Origin of the sequence: Nonomuraea sp. NPDC049607 (assembly GCF_040675375.1) — a bacterium.
In the GTDB taxonomy this organism is placed as follows: Bacteria; Actinomycetota; Actinomycetes; order Streptosporangiales; family Streptosporangiaceae; genus Nonomuraea.
This window is the reverse complement of record NZ_JBFAOV010000006.1, coordinates 231,701-248,718: the sequence shown is the minus strand read 5'-3', so window position 1 is coordinate 248,718 and position 17,018 is coordinate 231,701. Positions and strand designations below refer to the sequence as shown.

Annotated in this window: 18 protein-coding genes; 12 read left to right on the top strand and 6 right to left on the bottom strand. The window is 71.7% G+C overall.

Going from position 1 to position 17,018, the window contains the following annotated elements; translation table 11 throughout:
• The 4 genes from AB0J97_RS14995 to AB0J97_RS14980 all read left to right on the top strand — a co-directional run bounded on the left by AB0J97_RS14995 (position 1) and on the right by AB0J97_RS14980 (position 3,578).
• A complete protein-coding gene (locus AB0J97_RS14995; RefSeq protein WP_364088477.1) occupies positions 1–591 on the top strand; it encodes a methyltransferase in 591 nt (196 codons plus the stop codon).
• Complete coding sequence (locus AB0J97_RS14990; RefSeq protein ID WP_357709681.1) at positions 588–1,127, top strand: TrmH family RNA methyltransferase; 540 nt, start codon at positions 588–590, stop codon at positions 1,125–1,127. Before AB0J97_RS14995 ends, AB0J97_RS14990 begins: the two co-directional genes overlap by 4 nt.
• Positions 1,124–1,963 (top strand): glycerophosphodiester phosphodiesterase, encoded by an 840-nt coding sequence (locus AB0J97_RS14985; protein WP_364088474.1) that lies wholly within the window; start codon positions 1,124–1,126, stop codon positions 1,961–1,963. Before AB0J97_RS14990 ends, AB0J97_RS14985 begins: the two co-directional genes overlap by 4 nt.
• Before the next feature lie 181 nt (positions 1,964–2,144).
• Positions 2,145–3,578 carry an MFS transporter gene (locus tag AB0J97_RS14980; protein WP_364088472.1) on the top strand — a complete coding sequence of 478 codons (1,434 nt, stop codon included), beginning with the start codon at positions 2,145–2,147 and terminating at the stop codon, positions 3,576–3,578.
• A 6-nt stretch (positions 3,579–3,584) separates the two neighbouring features.
• Here the strand turns inward: AB0J97_RS14980 and AB0J97_RS14975 are convergent, their stop codons facing one another.
• A complete protein-coding gene (locus AB0J97_RS14975) occupies positions 3,585–4,043 on the bottom strand; it encodes a hypothetical protein (RefSeq protein ID WP_364088470.1) in 459 nt (152 codons plus the stop codon).
• Between the two features lie 113 nt (positions 4,044–4,156).
• Positions 4,157–4,636, bottom strand: coding sequence for a helix-turn-helix domain-containing protein (locus tag AB0J97_RS14970; protein ID WP_357709670.1), 480 nt, complete (start codon positions 4,634–4,636; stop codon positions 4,157–4,159).
• A 33-nt stretch (positions 4,637–4,669) separates the two neighbouring features.
• Between AB0J97_RS14970 and AB0J97_RS14965 the strand changes: the two genes are divergently transcribed.
• The 3 genes from AB0J97_RS14965 (at position 4,670) to AB0J97_RS14955 (ending at position 6,389) form a co-directional block, all read left to right on the top strand.
• Positions 4,670–5,164 carry a nuclear transport factor 2 family protein gene (locus AB0J97_RS14965; RefSeq protein ID WP_357709665.1) on the top strand — a complete coding sequence of 165 codons (495 nt, stop codon included), beginning with the start codon at positions 4,670–4,672 and terminating at the stop codon, positions 5,162–5,164.
• A 112-nt stretch (positions 5,165–5,276) separates the two neighbouring features.
• Positions 5,277–5,891 carry a hypothetical protein gene (locus AB0J97_RS14960; protein WP_364088465.1) on the top strand — a complete coding sequence of 205 codons (615 nt, stop codon included), beginning with the start codon at positions 5,277–5,279 and terminating at the stop codon, positions 5,889–5,891.
• 153 nt (positions 5,892–6,044) lie between these two features.
• Positions 6,045–6,389 carry an RNA polymerase-binding protein RbpA gene (locus AB0J97_RS14955; RefSeq protein ID WP_043625492.1) on the top strand — a complete coding sequence of 115 codons (345 nt, stop codon included), beginning with the start codon at positions 6,045–6,047 and terminating at the stop codon, positions 6,387–6,389.
• Positions 6,390–6,449: 60 nt separating this feature from the next.
• Here the strand turns inward: AB0J97_RS14955 and AB0J97_RS14950 are convergent, their stop codons facing one another.
• Genes AB0J97_RS14950 through AB0J97_RS14935 form a run of 4 tightly spaced genes read right to left on the bottom strand, consistent with a single transcriptional unit; the run spans position 6,450 to position 12,021 of the window.
• Positions 6,450–7,433: a DUF2804 domain-containing protein gene (locus tag AB0J97_RS14950; RefSeq protein WP_364088462.1), complete on the bottom strand. Its 984-nt coding sequence runs from the start codon at positions 7,431–7,433 to the stop codon at positions 6,450–6,452.
• Positions 7,420–9,126 carry a sugar-binding domain-containing protein gene (locus tag AB0J97_RS14945; protein WP_364088460.1) on the bottom strand — a complete coding sequence of 569 codons (1,707 nt, stop codon included), beginning with the start codon at positions 9,124–9,126 and terminating at the stop codon, positions 7,420–7,422. The genes AB0J97_RS14950 and AB0J97_RS14945 overlap by 14 nt, the downstream gene beginning before the upstream one ends.
• On the bottom strand, positions 9,123–10,733 hold the full coding sequence (locus tag AB0J97_RS14940; protein ID WP_364088458.1) for a glycoside hydrolase family 13 protein: 1,611 nt from the start codon (positions 10,731–10,733) through the stop codon (positions 9,123–9,125). The genes AB0J97_RS14945 and AB0J97_RS14940 overlap by 4 nt, the downstream gene beginning before the upstream one ends.
• A 37-nt stretch (positions 10,734–10,770) precedes the next feature.
• Positions 10,771–12,021, bottom strand: a complete 1,251-nt coding sequence (locus tag AB0J97_RS14935; RefSeq protein ID WP_364088456.1) for an MFS transporter — start codon at positions 12,019–12,021, stop codon at positions 10,771–10,773.
• Positions 12,022–12,093: 72 nt separating this feature from the next.
• On the opposite strand from AB0J97_RS14935, the gene AB0J97_RS14930 reads away from it, so the two are divergent.
• From AB0J97_RS14930 to AB0J97_RS14910, 5 genes are all read left to right on the top strand, one after another.
• Positions 12,094–12,729, top strand: coding sequence for a TetR/AcrR family transcriptional regulator (locus AB0J97_RS14930; RefSeq protein WP_364088803.1), 636 nt, complete (start codon positions 12,094–12,096; stop codon positions 12,727–12,729).
• A 76-nt stretch (positions 12,730–12,805) separates the two neighbouring features.
• Positions 12,806–13,930 (top strand): alcohol dehydrogenase catalytic domain-containing protein, encoded by a 1,125-nt coding sequence (locus tag AB0J97_RS14925; protein WP_364088454.1) that lies wholly within the window; start codon positions 12,806–12,808, stop codon positions 13,928–13,930.
• 30 nt (positions 13,931–13,960) lie between these two features.
• A complete protein-coding gene (locus tag AB0J97_RS14920; protein WP_364088452.1) occupies positions 13,961–15,319 on the top strand; it encodes a sugar ABC transporter substrate-binding protein in 1,359 nt (452 codons plus the stop codon).
• Positions 15,316–16,200, top strand: a complete 885-nt coding sequence (locus tag AB0J97_RS14915) for a sugar ABC transporter permease (RefSeq protein WP_364088450.1) — start codon at positions 15,316–15,318, stop codon at positions 16,198–16,200. The genes AB0J97_RS14920 and AB0J97_RS14915 overlap by 4 nt, the downstream gene beginning before the upstream one ends.
• Positions 16,194–17,012 (top strand): carbohydrate ABC transporter permease, encoded by an 819-nt coding sequence (locus AB0J97_RS14910; protein WP_357704931.1) that lies wholly within the window; start codon positions 16,194–16,196, stop codon positions 17,010–17,012. The genes AB0J97_RS14915 and AB0J97_RS14910 overlap by 7 nt, the downstream gene beginning before the upstream one ends.
• Positions 17,013–17,018 lie beyond the last annotated feature (6 nt).

Below are 17,018 nucleotides of genomic sequence, written 5' to 3'. Positions count from 1 at the left end.
GTGGCCCACTACTTCTCCGAACAACCCGAGACCGCGAGCAGGCCGGGCACGGTCGACCTGGTCCTGCCCGACCTGCATCTGCGGCTGGAGACCGACAGGGGCGTGTTCTCACCCGACCGGGTCGACGTCGGCACGCGCGCGCTGCTGGAGTCCGTCCCGCCGCCGCCGCAGGAGGGCGACCTGCTCGACCTGGGCTGCGGCTACGGGCCCATCGCGTTGACGATGGCCTCGCGGGCCCCTGAGGCGACGGTGTGGGCCGTCGACGTGAACCGGCGCAGCCTGGAGCTGACCGAGCGGAACGCCCAGGCCGCCCGCCTTTACAAAGTAAGACCAGTTCATATCGATGAAGTGCCGGATGACGTGAAATTTCGGGCCATCTGGTCCAATCCCGCCATCCGGATTGGCAAGCCGGCTCTGCACGAGATGCTCACCAGGTGGCTCACCCGGCTGACGCCCGACGGCGTCGCCTACCTGGTCGTCCAGAAACACCTCGGCTCGGACTCCCTGCAGCGCTGGCTCGGCGAGCAGGGCTGGCAGGCCTCCCGAGAGGCCTCCCGAGCCGCCTACCGCATATTGAAGGTGGCCCGATGAGAAGGCAGCTGCGCCCCACCGACGTCAAGCGGCTCAACCGCACCTGGCGCAGGAACACCGACAACCGGCTCGCGCTGATCCTTGAGTCGGTGACGGGCCCGTTCAACGTCGGCTCGATCTTCCGCAGCGCCGCGGCGTTCGGCGTCGACCAGATCTGGCTGGCGGGCAACGCCACGCCCCCCACCAACCCCAAGGCGGGCAAGACGGCGCTCGGCACCGAACGCCTGGTCACCTGGCACGAGCCGGTCCCGGCCACCGACGCGGTCAAGGCCGCCAAGGAGGACGGCTACACCGTGCTGGCCATCGAGCTGACCGGCGAGGCCCTGCCGCTGCACCGCGCCGACCTGGCCCGCGACGTGTGCCTGGTGGTCGGCAGCGAGGACCACGGCTGCTCCCCCGCCCTGCTGGAGGCCGTCGACGGCGTCTGCTACATCCCGCAGGTCGGGCGGGTCGGCTCGTTCAACGTGTCGGTCGCCGCGGCCATCGCGCTGGCCGAGGCCCGCCGCCAGGAGTGGGAGAATCTTCCCGAACCGTGACCGAACCATCCAGCTCCGGAAGGGACACCCCGGTCGTGCTCAGCCGTCGTTTCGCCTTTCTCGACCATCCGGGCCCGCTGGCCTTCGCCCACCGCGGAGGCGCGCTGGAGGGCGCCGAGAACTCCTTCGCGGCCTTCGAACGCGCGGTCGCGCTCGGCTACGACTACCTGGAGACCGACGCGCACGCCACCGCCGACGGCGTGCTGCTGGCCTTCCACGACCACACCCTCGACCGGGTGACCGACCGGCGGGGCCGCCTCTCCGAGCTGCCCTACCGGGAGGTCCGGCAGGCCCGCATCGCCGGCGTGCACGAGATCCCGCTGCTGGAGGACCTGCTCGGCACCTGGCCGCAGGTGCGCTTCAACATCGACGTCAAGGAGGCCGCGGCCATCGCGCCGCTGGCCGAGGTGATCCGCCGCACCAACGCCTACGACCGCGTCTGCCTGACCTCCTTCTCCGACGAGCGCCTGGTCATGGCCAGGGCCGCGCTGGGCCGGGAGGTGTGCTCGGCGCTCGGCCCGCGTGGCGTGGCCGCGCTGCGGGCCGCCGCCACCACCTCCGGCTACGGCCGCCTGCTGGCCCGCCTGTCGCGCTCCGGCATCCCGTGCGCGCAGGTGCCGGTCGGCTTCCGCGGCCTGCGCGTCACCACCCGCCGCCTGGTCCGCACCGCCCACGCCATCGGCATGCAGGTGCACGTGTGGACGATCAACGACACCGTCCGCATGGAGCACCTGCTCGACCTCGGCGTCGACGGCATCATGACCGACAACGTCACCGGCCTGCGCGACGTCCTCGACCGCAGGGGCCTGTGGCACCCGCGCGGCATGGCGGCCTGAGCGGCCCGGCGGTCGTGACCTTCCTCTCATGAGGTGATCACTGTAAGGTCATGGGCACGACACGTGGATGTGACCCACGACCTGCGAAGACAGCCACTTCGTCAGGCTTGACCCCACCCCCCCGTTGCCGGGCAGCGCGAGGCCCGCCGGCCGCCCGGCCGCAGAGGAGCGACACGACACCATGGCCTCCACCGCATCCCCCGCGGAGCTCGACGACTCCCCCGCGGCCCGCCGTCGCGAACAGCGCGGCTGGTACTTCTACGACTGGGCCAACTCGGCCTTCTACACCACGGTCATCTCGGTCTTCCTGGGCCCGTACCTGATCCCGGTCGCCAAGACCGCCGCCTGCGCCAAGGACTTCCCGGCGCTGGCCTCCGACACGTGCGTGTCCCAGTTCGACACGCTGGTCCTGCGCCACCCCGGCCTGGGGTACGTCGACGTGCTCGGCGCCGACATCAGGCCCGCGGCCTTCTTCGGGCTGACGCTGACGGTGGCGGTCTTCCTGCAGATCGTGTTCCTGCCCATCGTGGGCGCGCTGGCCGACCACACCGGCCGCAAGCGGGAGCTGCTCGGCGGGTTCGCCTACGTCGGCGCGCTGGCCGCCATGTGCCTGTACTTCGTCGAGGGCGACCGCTACCTGCTGGGCGGCGTGCTGTTCATGGTGGCCAACCTGGCCTATGGCTCCTCGGTGGTGGTCTACGACTCCTTCCTGCCGCAGATCTCCACCCCCGAGGAGCGCGACGGGGTCTCCTCGCGCGGCTGGGCGATCGGCTACCTCGGCGGTGGGCTGCTGCTCCTGCTCAACCTGGCGCTGTTCCTGCAGCACGACAGCCTCGGGCTGAGCGAGGGCATGGCGGTGCGCATCAGCATGATGTCGGCCGGGCTGTGGTGGGCCACCTTCACGGTCATCCCGCTGCTGCGGCTGCGCAACCGTCCGGTGGCGGCGCACGAGACCACGGCGCTGCGCTCGGTGGGCGGCAGCTTCCGCCAGCTCGGCCGTACGCTGGCCGAGCTGCGGCGTTACCCGCTGACGCTGCTGTTCCTGGTGGCCTACCTGGTCTACAACGACGGCGTGCAGACGGTCATCGGCAACAGCGCGGCGTTCGCCTCCGAGGCGCTCAAGCTGGACAAGACCGTGCAGATCACGGCGATCCTGATGGTGCAGTTCGTGGCGTTCTTCGGGGCGCTGCTGCTGGGGTGGCTGGCGCGCGGCTTCGGCACCAAGCGCACGGTGCTGGCCAGCCTGGTGGTGTGGACGGCGATCGTGGTGGTGGCGATGTTCGTCGGCGAGGGGCAGGCGCTGCAGTTCTACCTGATGGCCTTCGCCATCGCGATCGTGCTGGGCGGCACGCAGGCGTTGTCGCGGTCGCTGTTCTCGCAGGTGATCCCGAAGGGGCGGGAGGCGGAGTACTTCAGCCTGCTGCAGATCAGCGACAAGGGGTCGGCGTTCATCGGGTCGCTGACCGTGACGATCGCGCTGCAGGTCACCAACAGCTACCGGATCGCCATCGTGTCCATGATCATATTCTTCGTGGCGGGCTTCGTGCTGCTCGCCCTGACGAACCTGCCCAAGGCCATCAGGGCGGCAGGCAACGAGGTCCCCTCCCGGATCTGACCCCCGTCAGGGGCCGTAGCGGCGCGAGAGCCAGTACGAGGTGCCCACCAGGGCGCCGGTGCCGAGGATGGCCAGCAGCACCATCGGGCCGACGTGCCCGCCGCCGGTCGTGGTGCCGCTCTCCAGCCGGATCTCGGCCTGCCTGGGGGCCTCCGCCGGGCCGCTGACAGGGTCGTGGGGCCGGGGGTCGCGCGCCTCCAGGCCGGGGATGCCCTCGACGTCGTCGTCGCCCCGTGGGGCGTGCGCCTGCCTCCTGACCGGTTCGCCCCGCCCGGACCGAGGGGCGGCCTCGTCATCGTCATCGTCACTGTCACTGTCATCGTCGCCCTCGTCGTCGTAGGCGGCGGCCAGGACGAGGGCCGCGGAAGGCCCGGCCGCCGCCTGGGCGGGAAGGACCATCCCTCCCCCGCCGAGGACGAACGCGAGCGCGGCGGCCAACGCCGGCCACCGTGGCATGAGATCCATCTACGCCTCCTGATCGACGTCGCGGTCCCCTCAGCCTGCGGGGCCGCCGTGGGGCGGCCGTGAGCGGGCGATGAGAGTCCTCTCACGAAGGGTCGCGCGTCAAACACGGGACGTCACAGATCGGCGGCCAGGACCATGGTGCCCGGCCCCCGGGCGGCTCCCGGGCCGGGCAGCGGCAGCACGGTCTCGGCGGTGGCCTCGCCGCCGCAGTGGGGGCAGGTGACGACCGGCGTGAACTCCCGCCCGCAGGAGTGGACCAGCAGCGCGGGCGGCCCGCCGGGCGGGGTGGACCAGCGGTCGCCCCAGGCCATGAGGGTCAGCAGCGCGGGCACGACGTCACGGCCGGCCTCGGTCAGCAGGTACTCGTGCCGCACCGGACGCTCCTGGTAGGGCCGCTTCTCCACGACCCCCGTGGCGACGAGATGGTCGAGCCGGCGGGCCAGCAGGTTGCGCGAGATGCCCAGGTCCTCGGCGAGGTCGTCGAACCTGCGCAGGCCCAGGAACAGGTCGCGCAGGATCAGCGGCGTCCAGGGCTCGCCGATGACGCCGACGGCCTGGGCGATGGAGCAGTGCATCTCACCGAACCTGTTCATGCACCCACGATAGTGGGTGGATAAAGTGAACCCATGACAGTTCACATTCAGGACTCACCCGCCGCCGCCTACCGCCAGGCCGGCGAGGCACATGACGTCGAAGCGCTCAAGGCCACGCTCGCCGACGACGTGGTGTTCCACTCCCCGCTGAGCTACCGGGCCGGATTCAACGGACTGAAGCAGGTGGGGACGCTGTTCGAGGCCGTCTTCGACGTGCTGTCGGACCTGCGCTACCAGAGCGACCTCGGGGACGCCCGCACCCGCATGCTCACCGCGACCGCCCGGGTCGGCCGCCAGCCGCTGAACGAGGTCGCCCAGCTCGAACTGGACGAGGACGGCCTGGTCCGGGAGATCACGATGTGGATCAGGCCCCTGCCCGGACTGACCGCGCTGATGGCCGCCCTGGGCCCCCGCCTCGCCAGGGACAAGGGCAAGCCCGGCCTTCCGCTGCTGGTGGGGGCGGCCTCCGCGCCGCTGGCGGCGATGACCCGCCTCGGCGACCGGACGCTGGTGCCGCTCCTGGCCTGACATGCGCGGAGGTAGGCGACGCTCTGAACAGAGAGCAGTGCTCTTGACGCGGGGATCCCGTCACGAGAGCATTGCTCTCATCAAAGAGCAACGCCCTCCTCAAGGAGCATTGATGACCTCCCCCCGCCTCACCTCCGCCGCCTTCGCCCTCACCGGCGTCCTGCTGTTCGTGTATCCGGTGGTGCGGCCGTCCACCGACGACGCCGCCGCCATGGCCTCGCCCGAGTGGGTCGCCGGCCACCTGGCCGCGATGCTCGGGTTCGTGCTGCTCGGCCTGGGCGCTCTCGGGCTGCACAAGGTGCTCGGCGACCGCCTGTCCCTGCGCGCGGCCGCGGTGACCTGGACCGGCGCCGGACTGACGCTCCCCTACTACGGCGCCGAGGACTTCGGCCTGCATGTCATAGCCGAACGTTCCCTGCGCGACGGCGCGCCCGCGCTGATGGAGCTGGCCACCCTGTTCCGCTACAACTCGCTCGCGATCACCATGTTCGCCGCCGGGCTGGCGCTGATGGGCGCCGGCGGGGTGATGGCGGCCGTGGCCGTGTGGCGCTCGGGAACCCTGCCCAAGGAGGCCGGGACGGCGCTCGCGCTGGGCCTGGCGCTGTTCATCCCGCAGTTCTTCAGCCCGTACCCGCTGCGGATCGCGCACGGCGCGCTCATCATGATCGGCGGGTTGTGGCTGGCCGCGAGCCTGCTCAGAGCCCCGCGGACGGCCTCCGCGGCCTGAGGACGCGGCCCCCGTAAGAGCGGGCTCGAATACCCGAGGCCCCAAGCGCGATTGGATCACCCCGCGGGTGGGAATCCCATCACGGTACCAAGCGTTAGACACCGTGGGAGACAGACCCCCCACGTATGGGGGCCCTGTAGGAGGCATTTAGACATGGGCGAGCGCGCGCTTCGTGGCACCCGGCTCGGGGCAACCAGCTACGAGAACGACCGTAACACGGATCTGGCCCCACGCCAGGAGGTGTCCTACACCTGTCCTAAGGGCCATCGCTTCGAGGTTCCGCTTGCCGCCGAGGCCGAGATCCCCGCGACCTGGGAGTGCCGCATGTGCGGCGCGACCGCGGTGCGGGTCGACGGTGAGCAGCCGGAGTCGAAGAAGACCAAGCCCCCACGGACCCACTGGGACATGCTGCTGGAGCGGCGGTCCATCGAGGACCTGGAAGAGGTGCTCAACGAGAGACTCGCGGTCTTGCGCGCCCAGCGACGCAAGAGCGCCTGACCACTTCTCACGGTGAAAACCCCCGGGCGACGCCCGGGGGTTTTGCTGTGCCCGCGACGGCTACCAGCGGTTGCGGGCCTCCTCGGCCCAGCCGGTCAGGCCGTCGAGGTCCACCCACACGCCGTCGTCGTCCTGGACGCGGCCGGAGAAGTGGCCGAAGCACTGGTGGGTCTCGCTGCCCACCACGACGAGCTGGGTGCGGGCCACCTTCTCGTGGAAGGGCCGGAACTCCACCTCGACCCGCGGGCCGGTGATCCGCCACGGGCGCAGCCAGTCGCCGCGGTCGTAGGTCCACTCCAGCTCGTCACCGATCTTGTGCAGCCGGCCGCCGGTGAACAGGGCGTTCTCGGTGACGCCGGTGCCGTCGGTCCACTTGCCGCCGAGCTGGACGGCCCTGCCGGGCCCGCTGCCGGCCGCCCAGTTCCAGGTGACCGCGTACGGCCACTTCCCCCGGCCGTGGTCGAGGACGGCGAAGGAGTCCGCGTCGTCGATGGCGAACTCCTTCGTCCCGAGCCGCAGCCGGCCGCGCGCCGGGCGGCCGACGTCCTTGACCGTGTACTGGAACCGGTCGGGCCCCCAGGGCACCACGACGCCGAGCGACTCGTGCCCTTCCGGCAGCGGCACCTCCAGGTCGAGGCGCACGTCGGGGGCGGCGGCGCGGATCACGGTGCCTGCCGGGTCCTGCCGGATGTCGATCGCCAGCCCGGCGCCGCGCACGGACACCGTCCCGGCGCCGCTGCGGTCGGGGAAGACGGCGCCGCGGGCCAGCGGCACCACCACGTCCTTGGCGAACTCCACGCCGGTGGCCCGGTCGAGCACGTAGAGGCCGTGCACCCCGGCGTAGTCCAGCGAGGAGGCCACCAGGCCGATGATGTGGGAGGGGGTGACGACGCCCCAGTACTCCCAGCGCTTACGGCGTCCCCAGCCGCGCAGGACGGCCCGGTGCAGCGGCGTGCGGGTCCAGCCGACCGCGGCGGGGTTCAGCCGCCCGCCGGGCAGGCACAGGTCGGTCGGAGCGGTGATCTCCCGTTCATGGGTGGTCATGGAAGGCGAGCCTCCTGGTGACGGAGCGGACGAGGTCGGCGGGCAGCTTGAGCTCGGCCCTGTCGTAGGTGAGCAGGCCGTTCAGCTCGTCCTCGACGTCGGAGAGCTGGGTGTAGACGGTGGCGCTCAGGCCCTTGGCGATGGCCGGGACGATCTGCTCCTCGTGCAGCCGGACGAACGCCGCGCCCAGCTCCTCGGCCGTGCGGTGACGCCGGTAGCCGAACTCCTTCTCGCCCCAGGTGTGCCCCTCGACGGGCAGGCTGTAGCCACCGTACTCCGACAGCACCAGGACGCGGCCGTCCGGGCGGGGCGGGCGGAAGCGGCGGAAGTACACGTGCAGGCTGAGCAGGTCGCCCGCGCGCTGGTCGTGCCAGCCGCTGGCGTGGTCGATCGTGCGGGTGGGGTCGAGGCGGGCCAGCTCGGCGGCGATCCGGGCGGCGTCGAACTGGCCCCAGCCCTCGTTGAACGGCACCCAGACCGCCAGGCTCACCACGTTGCGCAGGTGCTCGACGGTCTCGCGCAGCTCGGCCTCGAACGCGGCCCGACCTTCGGCGTCGGCCCGGCCGAAGCGGTGGTGGCGGCGGTCGTCCAAGCGCAGCGGCAGCAGCGCCGGGGTGGTGATGACCAGCGGCCGGTAGCTCTCGCCGCCGTTGACCAGGTCCTGCCAGACGAGCATGCCGAGCCGGTCGCAGTGGTGGTACCAGCGCAGCGGCTCGATCTTGATGTGCTTGCGCAGCATGGTGAAGCCGAGCCGTTTCATCATGACGATGTCGTCGACCATGGCCTCGTCCGAGGGCGGCGTGTACAGGCCGTCCGGCCAGTAGCCCTGGTCGAGGATGCCGGCGTGGAAGTACGGCCGGCCGTTCAGCAGCAGCCTGGGCACGCCCTCGGCGTCGGGGCCGACGGAGAAGGAGCGCATGCCGACGTAGCCGCGGACGCGGTCGTCGCCGAGCGAGACGGTCACGTCGTACAGGAAGGGGTCCTCGGGGCTCCACGGGCGGGCGCCGGGCAGCGGGACGCGCACCGGCCGCCCGGCCGGGACGGTGGCGCGCGCCGCCACCTGCCCGCCGGCGAGGATCTCCACCTCGGCCTCGCCGCTCACGGCGTGCACGGTCACCTCGACGCACTCCTCGGCGAGCACGGGCGTCAGCGTGAGCCGTTCCACGTGCAGGGCGGGCACGCGCTCGGCCCAGACCGTCTGCCAGATGCCCGACTGGGCGGTGTACCAGATGCCGCCGCGGCGCAGCCGCTGCTTGCCGCGCGACTGCCACCCGGTGTCGGTGTCGTCCCGTACGGCCACGTCGAGGGTGTTGGCGCCCTCGGTCAGGGCGTCGGTGACGTCGAAGGAGAAGGGCAGGTAGCCGCCGCTGTGGCCACCGACCTCGACGTCGTTGACCCACACCCGGCAGGTCTGGTCCACCGCGCCGAAATGCAGGATCACCCGGCCGCCGGCGGGCCCGGGAGGCGCCTCGAACGAGCGGCGGTACCACAGCGTCTCCCCCGGCCGCAGCTGCCGGCCCACCCCCGACAGCGGCGCCTCCGGCGAGTACGGCACGAGGATGTCGCCGTCGTGGGTCTCCGGCCGCGAGCCGTCGTTGATCGCGTACCGCCAGCGGCCGTTGAGGTTGACGTAGCTGTCGCGGACGAGCTGGGGGCGCGGGTACTCCGGCAGCGGGATCGGGTCGGCGGTCACGAGAGCCACACCGCCGTGTCGGCGGGCAGCGTGCCGCCGTCCAGGGGGCCGCTGGCCAGCAGGACGTCGTGGTGCGGGGGCAGCGGCACCGCGCCGGGGCCGAAGTTGACCATGAGGGTGAAGCCGGGCTCGCGGGTGAGGGCCAGCACGCCGGGCGGGGCGTCGAGCCAGGTCAGGTCGCCGTCGCCGAGCGCGGGGTGCTCGCGGCGCAGGGCGATCGCGCTGCGGTAGAGGGCGAGCGTGGAGGCGGGGTCGTCCCGCTGGGCGGCGACGGTGAGGGGGGCCCAGTCGGCCGGCTGGGGCAGCCAGGTGCCGCCCGTGCCGAACCCGTACGGCGCGGACGTGCCCGACCAGGGCAGCGGCACGCGGCAGCCGTCCCGGCCGATGAAGGCGCGGCCGGTGCGCTCGAACATCGGGTCCTGCCGCGCCTCGTCCGGGATGTCCAGGTACTCGGGCAGGCCCAGCTCGTCGCCCTGGTAGAGGTAGGCGCCGCCGGGCAGGGCGAGCAGCAGCAGCGCGGCGGCGCGGGCGCGCCTGAGGCCGAGCTCGCGGTCGACGGCGATCCTGCCGAGCAGCACGTCGGCGGTGGGCGCGCGGACCAGCTCCTGGTCGATGCCGAACCTGGTCGCCATGCGCGGCACGTCGTGGTTGCCCAGCACCCAGGGGATCGAGCCGCCCGTCTCGCGGGCCAGCAGGTGGGACTCCTCGATGACCGCGCGGAACTCGCCGGCCGACCACGGCAGGGGCATCAGCCGGAAGTTGAACAGCTGGGCCAGGCCGTCGCCGGTGAGGTAGGGCCGGGCCTGGGCGGGGTCGCCGAACCAGATCTCGGCCACCGTGCCGCGCGGGCCCGGGTAGGAGGCCAGGATCTTGCGCCAGGACCGGTACAGCTCCAGCAGCTCGGGCTGGTGCTCGTACGGCACCGCCGACTGTCCGGGCGCCAGCGGGGCGCCCTGGCTGCCGGGGACGACGTCCGGCAGGCCGTCCTGCTTGAACAGCATGGCGGCCACGTCGATGCGGAAGCCGGACACGCCGCGGTCCAGCCAGAACCGCAGCACGTTCTCGAACATGGCGATCACGCCGGGGTGCCGCCAGTTCCAGTCGGGCTGGGCGGAGTCGAACAGGTGCAGGTACCACTGGCCGTCGGGCGCCTGGGTCCAGGCGGGGCCGCCGAACATGGACTGCCAGTTGTTGGGCTCGTCGCGGAAGACGAACCACTCGCGTTCGGGGCTGCCGGGGCCGGCCGCCAGCGCCTGCCGGAAGCGCGGGTGGGCCGAGGAGCAGTGGTTGGGCACGATGTCGACGACGACCTTGAGGTTCCTGGCCGTGGCGGCGGCGACGTAGGCGTCGAAGTCGGCCAGGGTGCCGTAGCGGGGGTCCACGTCGGTGTAGTCGGCGACGTCGTAGCCGCCGTCGGCCAGCGGCGAGGGGTAGAACGGGCTCAGCCAGACGGCGTCCACGCCCAGGTCGGCCAGGTGGTCCAGGCGGGCCAGCGCGCCGGGCAGGTCGCCCTGGCCGTCGCCGTCGGCGTCGGCGAAGCTGCGGGGGTAGATCTGGTAGACGACGGCGTCGCGCCACCAGGCGTCGCCGTCGAAGGCGGCGGACACGGCCCTCTCAGATGCTGCGTTGTCGGTTGCTGCGGATTTATCGGACACTGCGGATTCTCCAGATGAGGCAGGCGCCGAGCGCGGCGAAGGCCGCCGCGACGGCGTACATGAGCGGGTAGCCGCCCGCGGAGGTGACGAGGGGCGCGGCGATCACCGGCCCGAGGGTGCTGGAGGCGGAGTTGGCCAGGCTGACGATGCCCAGGTCCTTGCCGCGGTCGGCGTCGGCGGGCAGGAGCTGGGTGACCATGGCCTGGTCCACGGCGGCGAACATGCCGTAGCCCGCGCCGAGCAGGACGCTGGCGGCCAGCGCGGCAGGCCAGCTCGTCAGGAACGCCAGCACGAGCCCGGAGGCGGCCATCGTGAGGCCGCCGATGAAGACGGCCGGCCGGCGGTTGCCGGACCGGTCCGACAGCCAGCCCGCCAGCAGCGTGGGCACGACACTGCTCAGCGTGAAGACCGCCACCAGCACCACGACGCCCTGCTCGACGGTGGAGCCGGGGAAAAGCGCCTCGTAGCCGACGCCGTCGCGCAGGTAGTACTGCAGGTAGCCGATGGCCATGGCGAGGGTGAGCGTGATCAGGAAGCGGCTCAGCCAGGCCCAGGCGAAGTCGGGATGCCTGCGCGGGCTGATGCGGAAGCCGCGCAGGAGTGAGCGCAGGTCGAACGGGGGCAGGTCGGCCGGCGCGGTGGCGGGCTCCCTGGTGAACAGGCTGAACGGCAGCACCAGCAGCAGGATCAGGATCGCCATGGCCACGAACCCGGCCTGCGAGCCGGTCGCCACGACGGTGACGACGACCCCGCCGAGCAGCGGCCCGGCGAGCTGGCCCACGCCGGCCAGCGCCGAGGCCTTGCCCCGCTGCTGGATCGGCACGAGGTCGGGCACGGTGGCGATGGCGGTGGCGAGCGCGGCGGTGAAGGCGAGCTGGGCGACCGCCCAGCCGACGACCAGCCCGGCCAGCGAGTCCTGGCGGGACAGGAAGACCAGGGACGCGGCGCAGACCAGCGCGCCGCCCGCGACCCAGGGGCGGCGCCGGCCCATCCGGGAGCGGGTGCGGTCGGACAGGGCGCCGAACAGCGGGTTGGCCACGATCGTGCACACGGCGGCGACGGCGAACACCACCGCCAGGGACGCCTCCTTGTGCTGGGGGTCGATGCGCGCCACGTGGGAGGGGAGCAGGATCTGGTTTCCGACGGTCATCGCCATGATGACCCCCATTTGGGCCAGTGCCAGCAGGGACATCCAGCCTGCGGTGACCCGTTTCTCAGGCGCGAGGCGCATTTCGGCCATGCATGTCCTCCGGGGGGAACGTGAGAGGATGTCACGTTAGAACATGACAGGCCGTTATGTTAAGACTTGTCCGTGGAGAACCCGGGCATCCGGCGGCGGCCGGTCCAAAGGCGCAGCATCGACAGGGTCGAACGCATCCTCGACGCCTGCGCCCGCCTGCTGGACGAGGTCGGCCTGGACGCCCTCACGATCTCCGACGTCGCCAGGAGCGCCAAGGTACCCGCCGGCACCATCTACCAGTTCTTCGACGGCAAGCCCGGCATGCTGCGCGAGCTGGCGCTGCGCAACCTGGAGGTCCTGCTGGCCCGGCTGCGCGCCCGGGTCGCCGAGGAGCCGCCGCTGACCTGGCCGCGGGCGGCCGAGCTGGTGCTGGCCGAGACGGTGGCGATGCGCAGGAGCGTGCCGGGCTTCACCGTGGTCGACTTCGCCGACACCCGGCCGGGCGGCGCGTCGTTCCTGCCCGCCGGGAGCGTGCAGGAGAGCGGGGACGTGCTGGCCGAGCGGCTCTACCAGTTCGCGCTGGAGGAGGCGGGGCTGCCGCCGCTGCCCGACCCGTACCGGGTGATGCGGCTGGCCATCCAGTGCACGGCGGCGGTGCTGTACCTGACGTTCTCGGCGACGCAGCAGGGCGATCCGGCCATGATCGAGCAGGGACGCACGCTGCTGCGGGCCTACTTCGTGGACGTGGCCTCAGAAACATTCCGGTAACAAGGATTGACCGTTCAAAACCGGACGAACTACCGTCTTCCACATTCTATAGAAAGCAGAATGCAGGAGGCGGTGCATGGACGCGACGGCACGCGCGGCGATCGTCACCGACGTCGCGGGAGCGGTGGAGGTGCGCGAGTACGCCCTGCCGGAACCCGGCCCGGGGCAGTTCGTCCTGGAGGTGGAGCTGTGCGGCATGTGCGGCACGGACGCCCACATCTACCGGGGACGGCTGGCCAGCGTGCGGTTCCCCGCGCTGCTCGGGCACGAGATCGTCGGCCGGCTGGCGGCGCTCGGTGACGGCGTCGGGACCGACCACGCCGGCCGGCCGGTGGCCGTCGGCGACCGGGTCGGCGTCTTCCCGTCGCTGAGCTGCGGCCGGTGCTTCGAGTGCCAGGTGCGCCGCAGGCCGGGGAACTGCCCGGACCGGCGGCCGTCCTACGGGTTCGCCTCCCCCGCCGACCGGCCACCGTACCTGACCGGCGGTTTCGCCACCCACCTGTACGCCTCCAACGCGGGAACGGTGTTCTACCGGACCGATCTGCCCGCCGAGGTCGCCGTGCTGCAGGAGCCGCTGTCGGTGGCCCTGCACGGCGTGGAACGTTCCGCGATCCGGATCGGCTCCACCGTCGTGGTCCAGGGCGTCGGCGCGATCGGCCTGATGGCCGTGGTCGCCGCCCGCGCCGCCGGGGCGGCCAGGGTGGTCGCCGTCGGCGCGCCCGGCGCCCGCCTGGAACTGGCCGCGCTGCTCGGCGCGGACGCCGTCGTCGGCCTCGGCGAGGAACCCGCCGCGCGCCGCTGGGCGGTCTTCGACGCGCTGGGACGCGAGGGCGCCGACGCCGTCATCGGCACGGCGGGCTCGCCCGAGGCGTTCACCGAGGCGCTCGGCCTGGTCGCCGACGGCGGCGTGCTGGCCGAGCTGGGCAACTTCACCGACCGCGGCGCCGTCCCCTTCAACCCGTACAGCGACCTGCTGAAGCGGGACCTCACGATCGCCGGCGTCTACGGCGCCGGCCCCGACATGCAGCGCCGCTACCACCAGGCGCTGACGATCCTGGAACGCGGCGGCAGCCCCTTCGAGCGCGTGGTCAGCCACCGCGTGCCGCTCGGCCGGGTCCGCGAGGCGCTCGAAGCCCTGGGCTCGGGCCACCCGCTGGACGGCCGGGACGTCGTCAAGCTCGCCGTCGCCCCCTCCGCCTGAAATCCCCCATTCCCCTCCGGGAGGACACAAGTGTTGAACAACACCCGGCTCGTCACGGCCGCGGCCGTGCTCGCGCTCAGCGTCGCCGCCTGCGGCTCGCCGTCGGAGGAGGTCGCGGCCGACGGCGGCGGCCTCGGCACGGCGCAGGCCCCGGTGTCGATCCGCGTGATCGCCAACGACGCGTTCGCCAAGCAGTGGCAGGACAAGCTCGTGCCGGAGTTCACCAAGAAGTACCCCAACATCAAGGTCACCGTCGACGGCGCGCCCTACAACGACCAGCTCCCCAAGACGATGCTGGAGCTGACCGGCACCACCGCCACCTACGACGTGGTGCTCGCCGACGACCCCTGGCTGCCGCAGCTCGCCAAGACCGGCGCCCTGTACGACCTCAAGGGCCCCGAGCTGGCCAAGTGGAACGATCCCGGCTACGACTGGGCCGACTTCAACGCCTCGCCGCTGGCCGCCGGGGAGTGGGAGGGCAAGCAGTACGCCGTGCCCGTGCGCTCGAACCTGCTGCTGATGTTCTACAACAAGGCGCTGTACAAGAAGGCCGGGGTGGCCGAGCCGACCGCGCAGACGACCTGGGAGCAGTACTTCAAAGACGCCCCCAAGCTCGTCCAGGACACCGACGGCGACGGCAAGACCGACTCCTGGGCCGTGGGCACGTACTTCACCAAGGACCCGCTCACCCCCACGGTGTGGCAGACCGTGCTCAACTCCGACGGCGGCAAGATCCTCGACGGGACGAAGGTCGCCTTCGGCACCCCCGCCGGCGTCAAGGCCCTGCAGACGCAGGTGGACCTGCTCAAGTACGCGCCGCCCGGCGCCAGCACGTACCAGTTCAACGAGCCGCTGGAGGCCTTCCGGCAGGGCAAGACGGCCACCATGTTCATGTGGGGCAGCGTCTTCAAGGGCACCGCCGTGGACAAGGAGACCACCACCCTGACCCCCGAGCAGGTGGGCATCACCACCCTGCCCGCCGGATCGGCCGCGCCCGGCGCCCACCGCGGCATCTGGACGGCGGGCATCTCCAAGAAGTCCACGCACCCGGCCGCCGCCTGGACGTGGCTGCAGTGGGTGACCTCCAAGGAGGGCGAGCAGTTCACCGGCAAGGCGTTCGGCACCTTCCCCGCCCGCAACTCCAGCCTCGACGGCACGCCGCCGGCGGAGTGGGCCGGCCCGGTCTACAAGGCGCTCAAGGACGGCTACGACGTCGTCTCCAAGGGTGAGATGTGGCGGCCCAGGCTGCCCGAGTCCGACGCCGTGCAGCAGATCCTGGCGCTGCAGACCAGCCGGGCCATGTCCGGTCAGGCCACCGCGCAGCAGGCGATCGACCAGGCCGCCAAGGAGATCACCGACCTGCTGAAGTCCAAGGGCTACAACCAGTGAGGCGTGCCCGACTGGGAGAGCCGGGCACGGCCTGGCTCTTCCTCGCCCCCGCCCTGCTCCTGCTGGCGGGCATGCTGCTCTACCCGATCCTGTACACGGCCTGGGTCAGCGTGTCCGACTTCGACCTGGCCTCCTTCCAGCCGTCCGGATGGGTCGGCTGGCGCAACTACGAGGCCGTGCTGCACGATCCGGGCTTCCTGGACTCGCTCAAGGTCACCGGGGTCTACCTGGTGATCGCGCTGCCGCTGCAGATGGTGCTCGGGTTCGCCATCGCGTTCCTGCTCAACGTCGCCTGGCGGGGGCGGGGCGTGCTGCGCGCCCTGTTCCTCATCCCGATGGTGGTGGCCCCGGTGGTCGCCGGCGGCGTGTGGCGGATGTTGCTCGACCCGCTGTGGGGCGTGGTCAACTACACCCTCGGCCTGGTCGGCGTCGGGCCGGTGGAGTGGATCGGCGACCCGACGCTGGCCATGGTCAGCCTGATCGTCATCGACACCTGGCGGTGGACGCCGTTCGTGGTGCTCATCGCCTCGGCCGGGATCATGGCCCTGCCCGGCGACGTGTACGAGGCCGCCAGGTCCGACGGCGCCGGCCGCTGGGCGATCCTGCGGCGCATCACGCTGCCGCTGCTGGTGCCGGTGATGGCCGCCGCGTTCGTGGTGCGCTGGCTGGGCGCGGTCAAGATGTTCGACATCGCGCTGGCGGCCACCAGGGGCGGGCCGGGCAACTCGACCAACGTCATCAACCTCTACATCTACGAGAAGGGGTTCCGGAGCCTGGAGTTCGGCTCGGCCTCCTCGATGGCGACGATCGTGCTGGTCCTGACCATGCTGATCACCTTTGTCCTGTTCCGTGTGACCCGGCGTCTGGAGAACCGATGGTGAGACGGTACGCGGCCGTCACCGGGGCCGTCCTGGTGACGCTGGCCTTCCTGTTCCCCGTGCTCTACATGGTCTCGATCTCGTTCAAGCTGCCCAGGGACATCTTCACGGTGCCGCCGCGGTGGCTGAGCGAGTTCACCCTCGACAACTACGTCAGCTACTTCCAGCAGGCGCGCATCCTGCCCCGAATGATCAACACGGTCATCGTGGCGGCGGGCGCCTCGGCCATCTCCATGGTCGCCGGCTCGATGGCCGGGTACGCGCTGTCGCGGCTGCGGATGCGCGGCGCGGGCGTGGTGGGCGGCCTCATCCTGGCCTCCCGCGCGGTGCCGCCGATCGCGCTGGTGGTGCCGCTGTTCCTGGTGGCCAGGAAGCTCGGGCTGACCGACCAGTACATCACCGTGATCCTGGCGTACGTGACCTTCCTGGTGCCGTACGTGGTGTGGCTGATGCGGGCCTTCTTCCGCGGGCTGCCCAAGGAGCTGGAGGAGGCGGCGATGATCGACGGCTGCTCGCGCTTCGGCGCGTTCTTCCGCATCATCGTGCCGACGAGCCTGACCGGGCTGGTCTCGACGTTGATCTTCTGCATCATCCTGGCCTGGGAGGAGCTGCTGTTCGCGCTGATCCTCACCAACGACCGGGCGGTCACCATCCCCGTCGCCATCGCCGGGATCGCGGCCGACACCGAGAAGGGCGGGATGTGGGGGCCGCTGGCCGCGGTCGGCGTGCTGACCGTGCTGCCCGTGGTGGTCTTCGCGCTGCTGGTGCAGAAGTACCTGATCAAGGGTCTCGCGGACGGCGCGACCAAGGGGTGAGGAGCC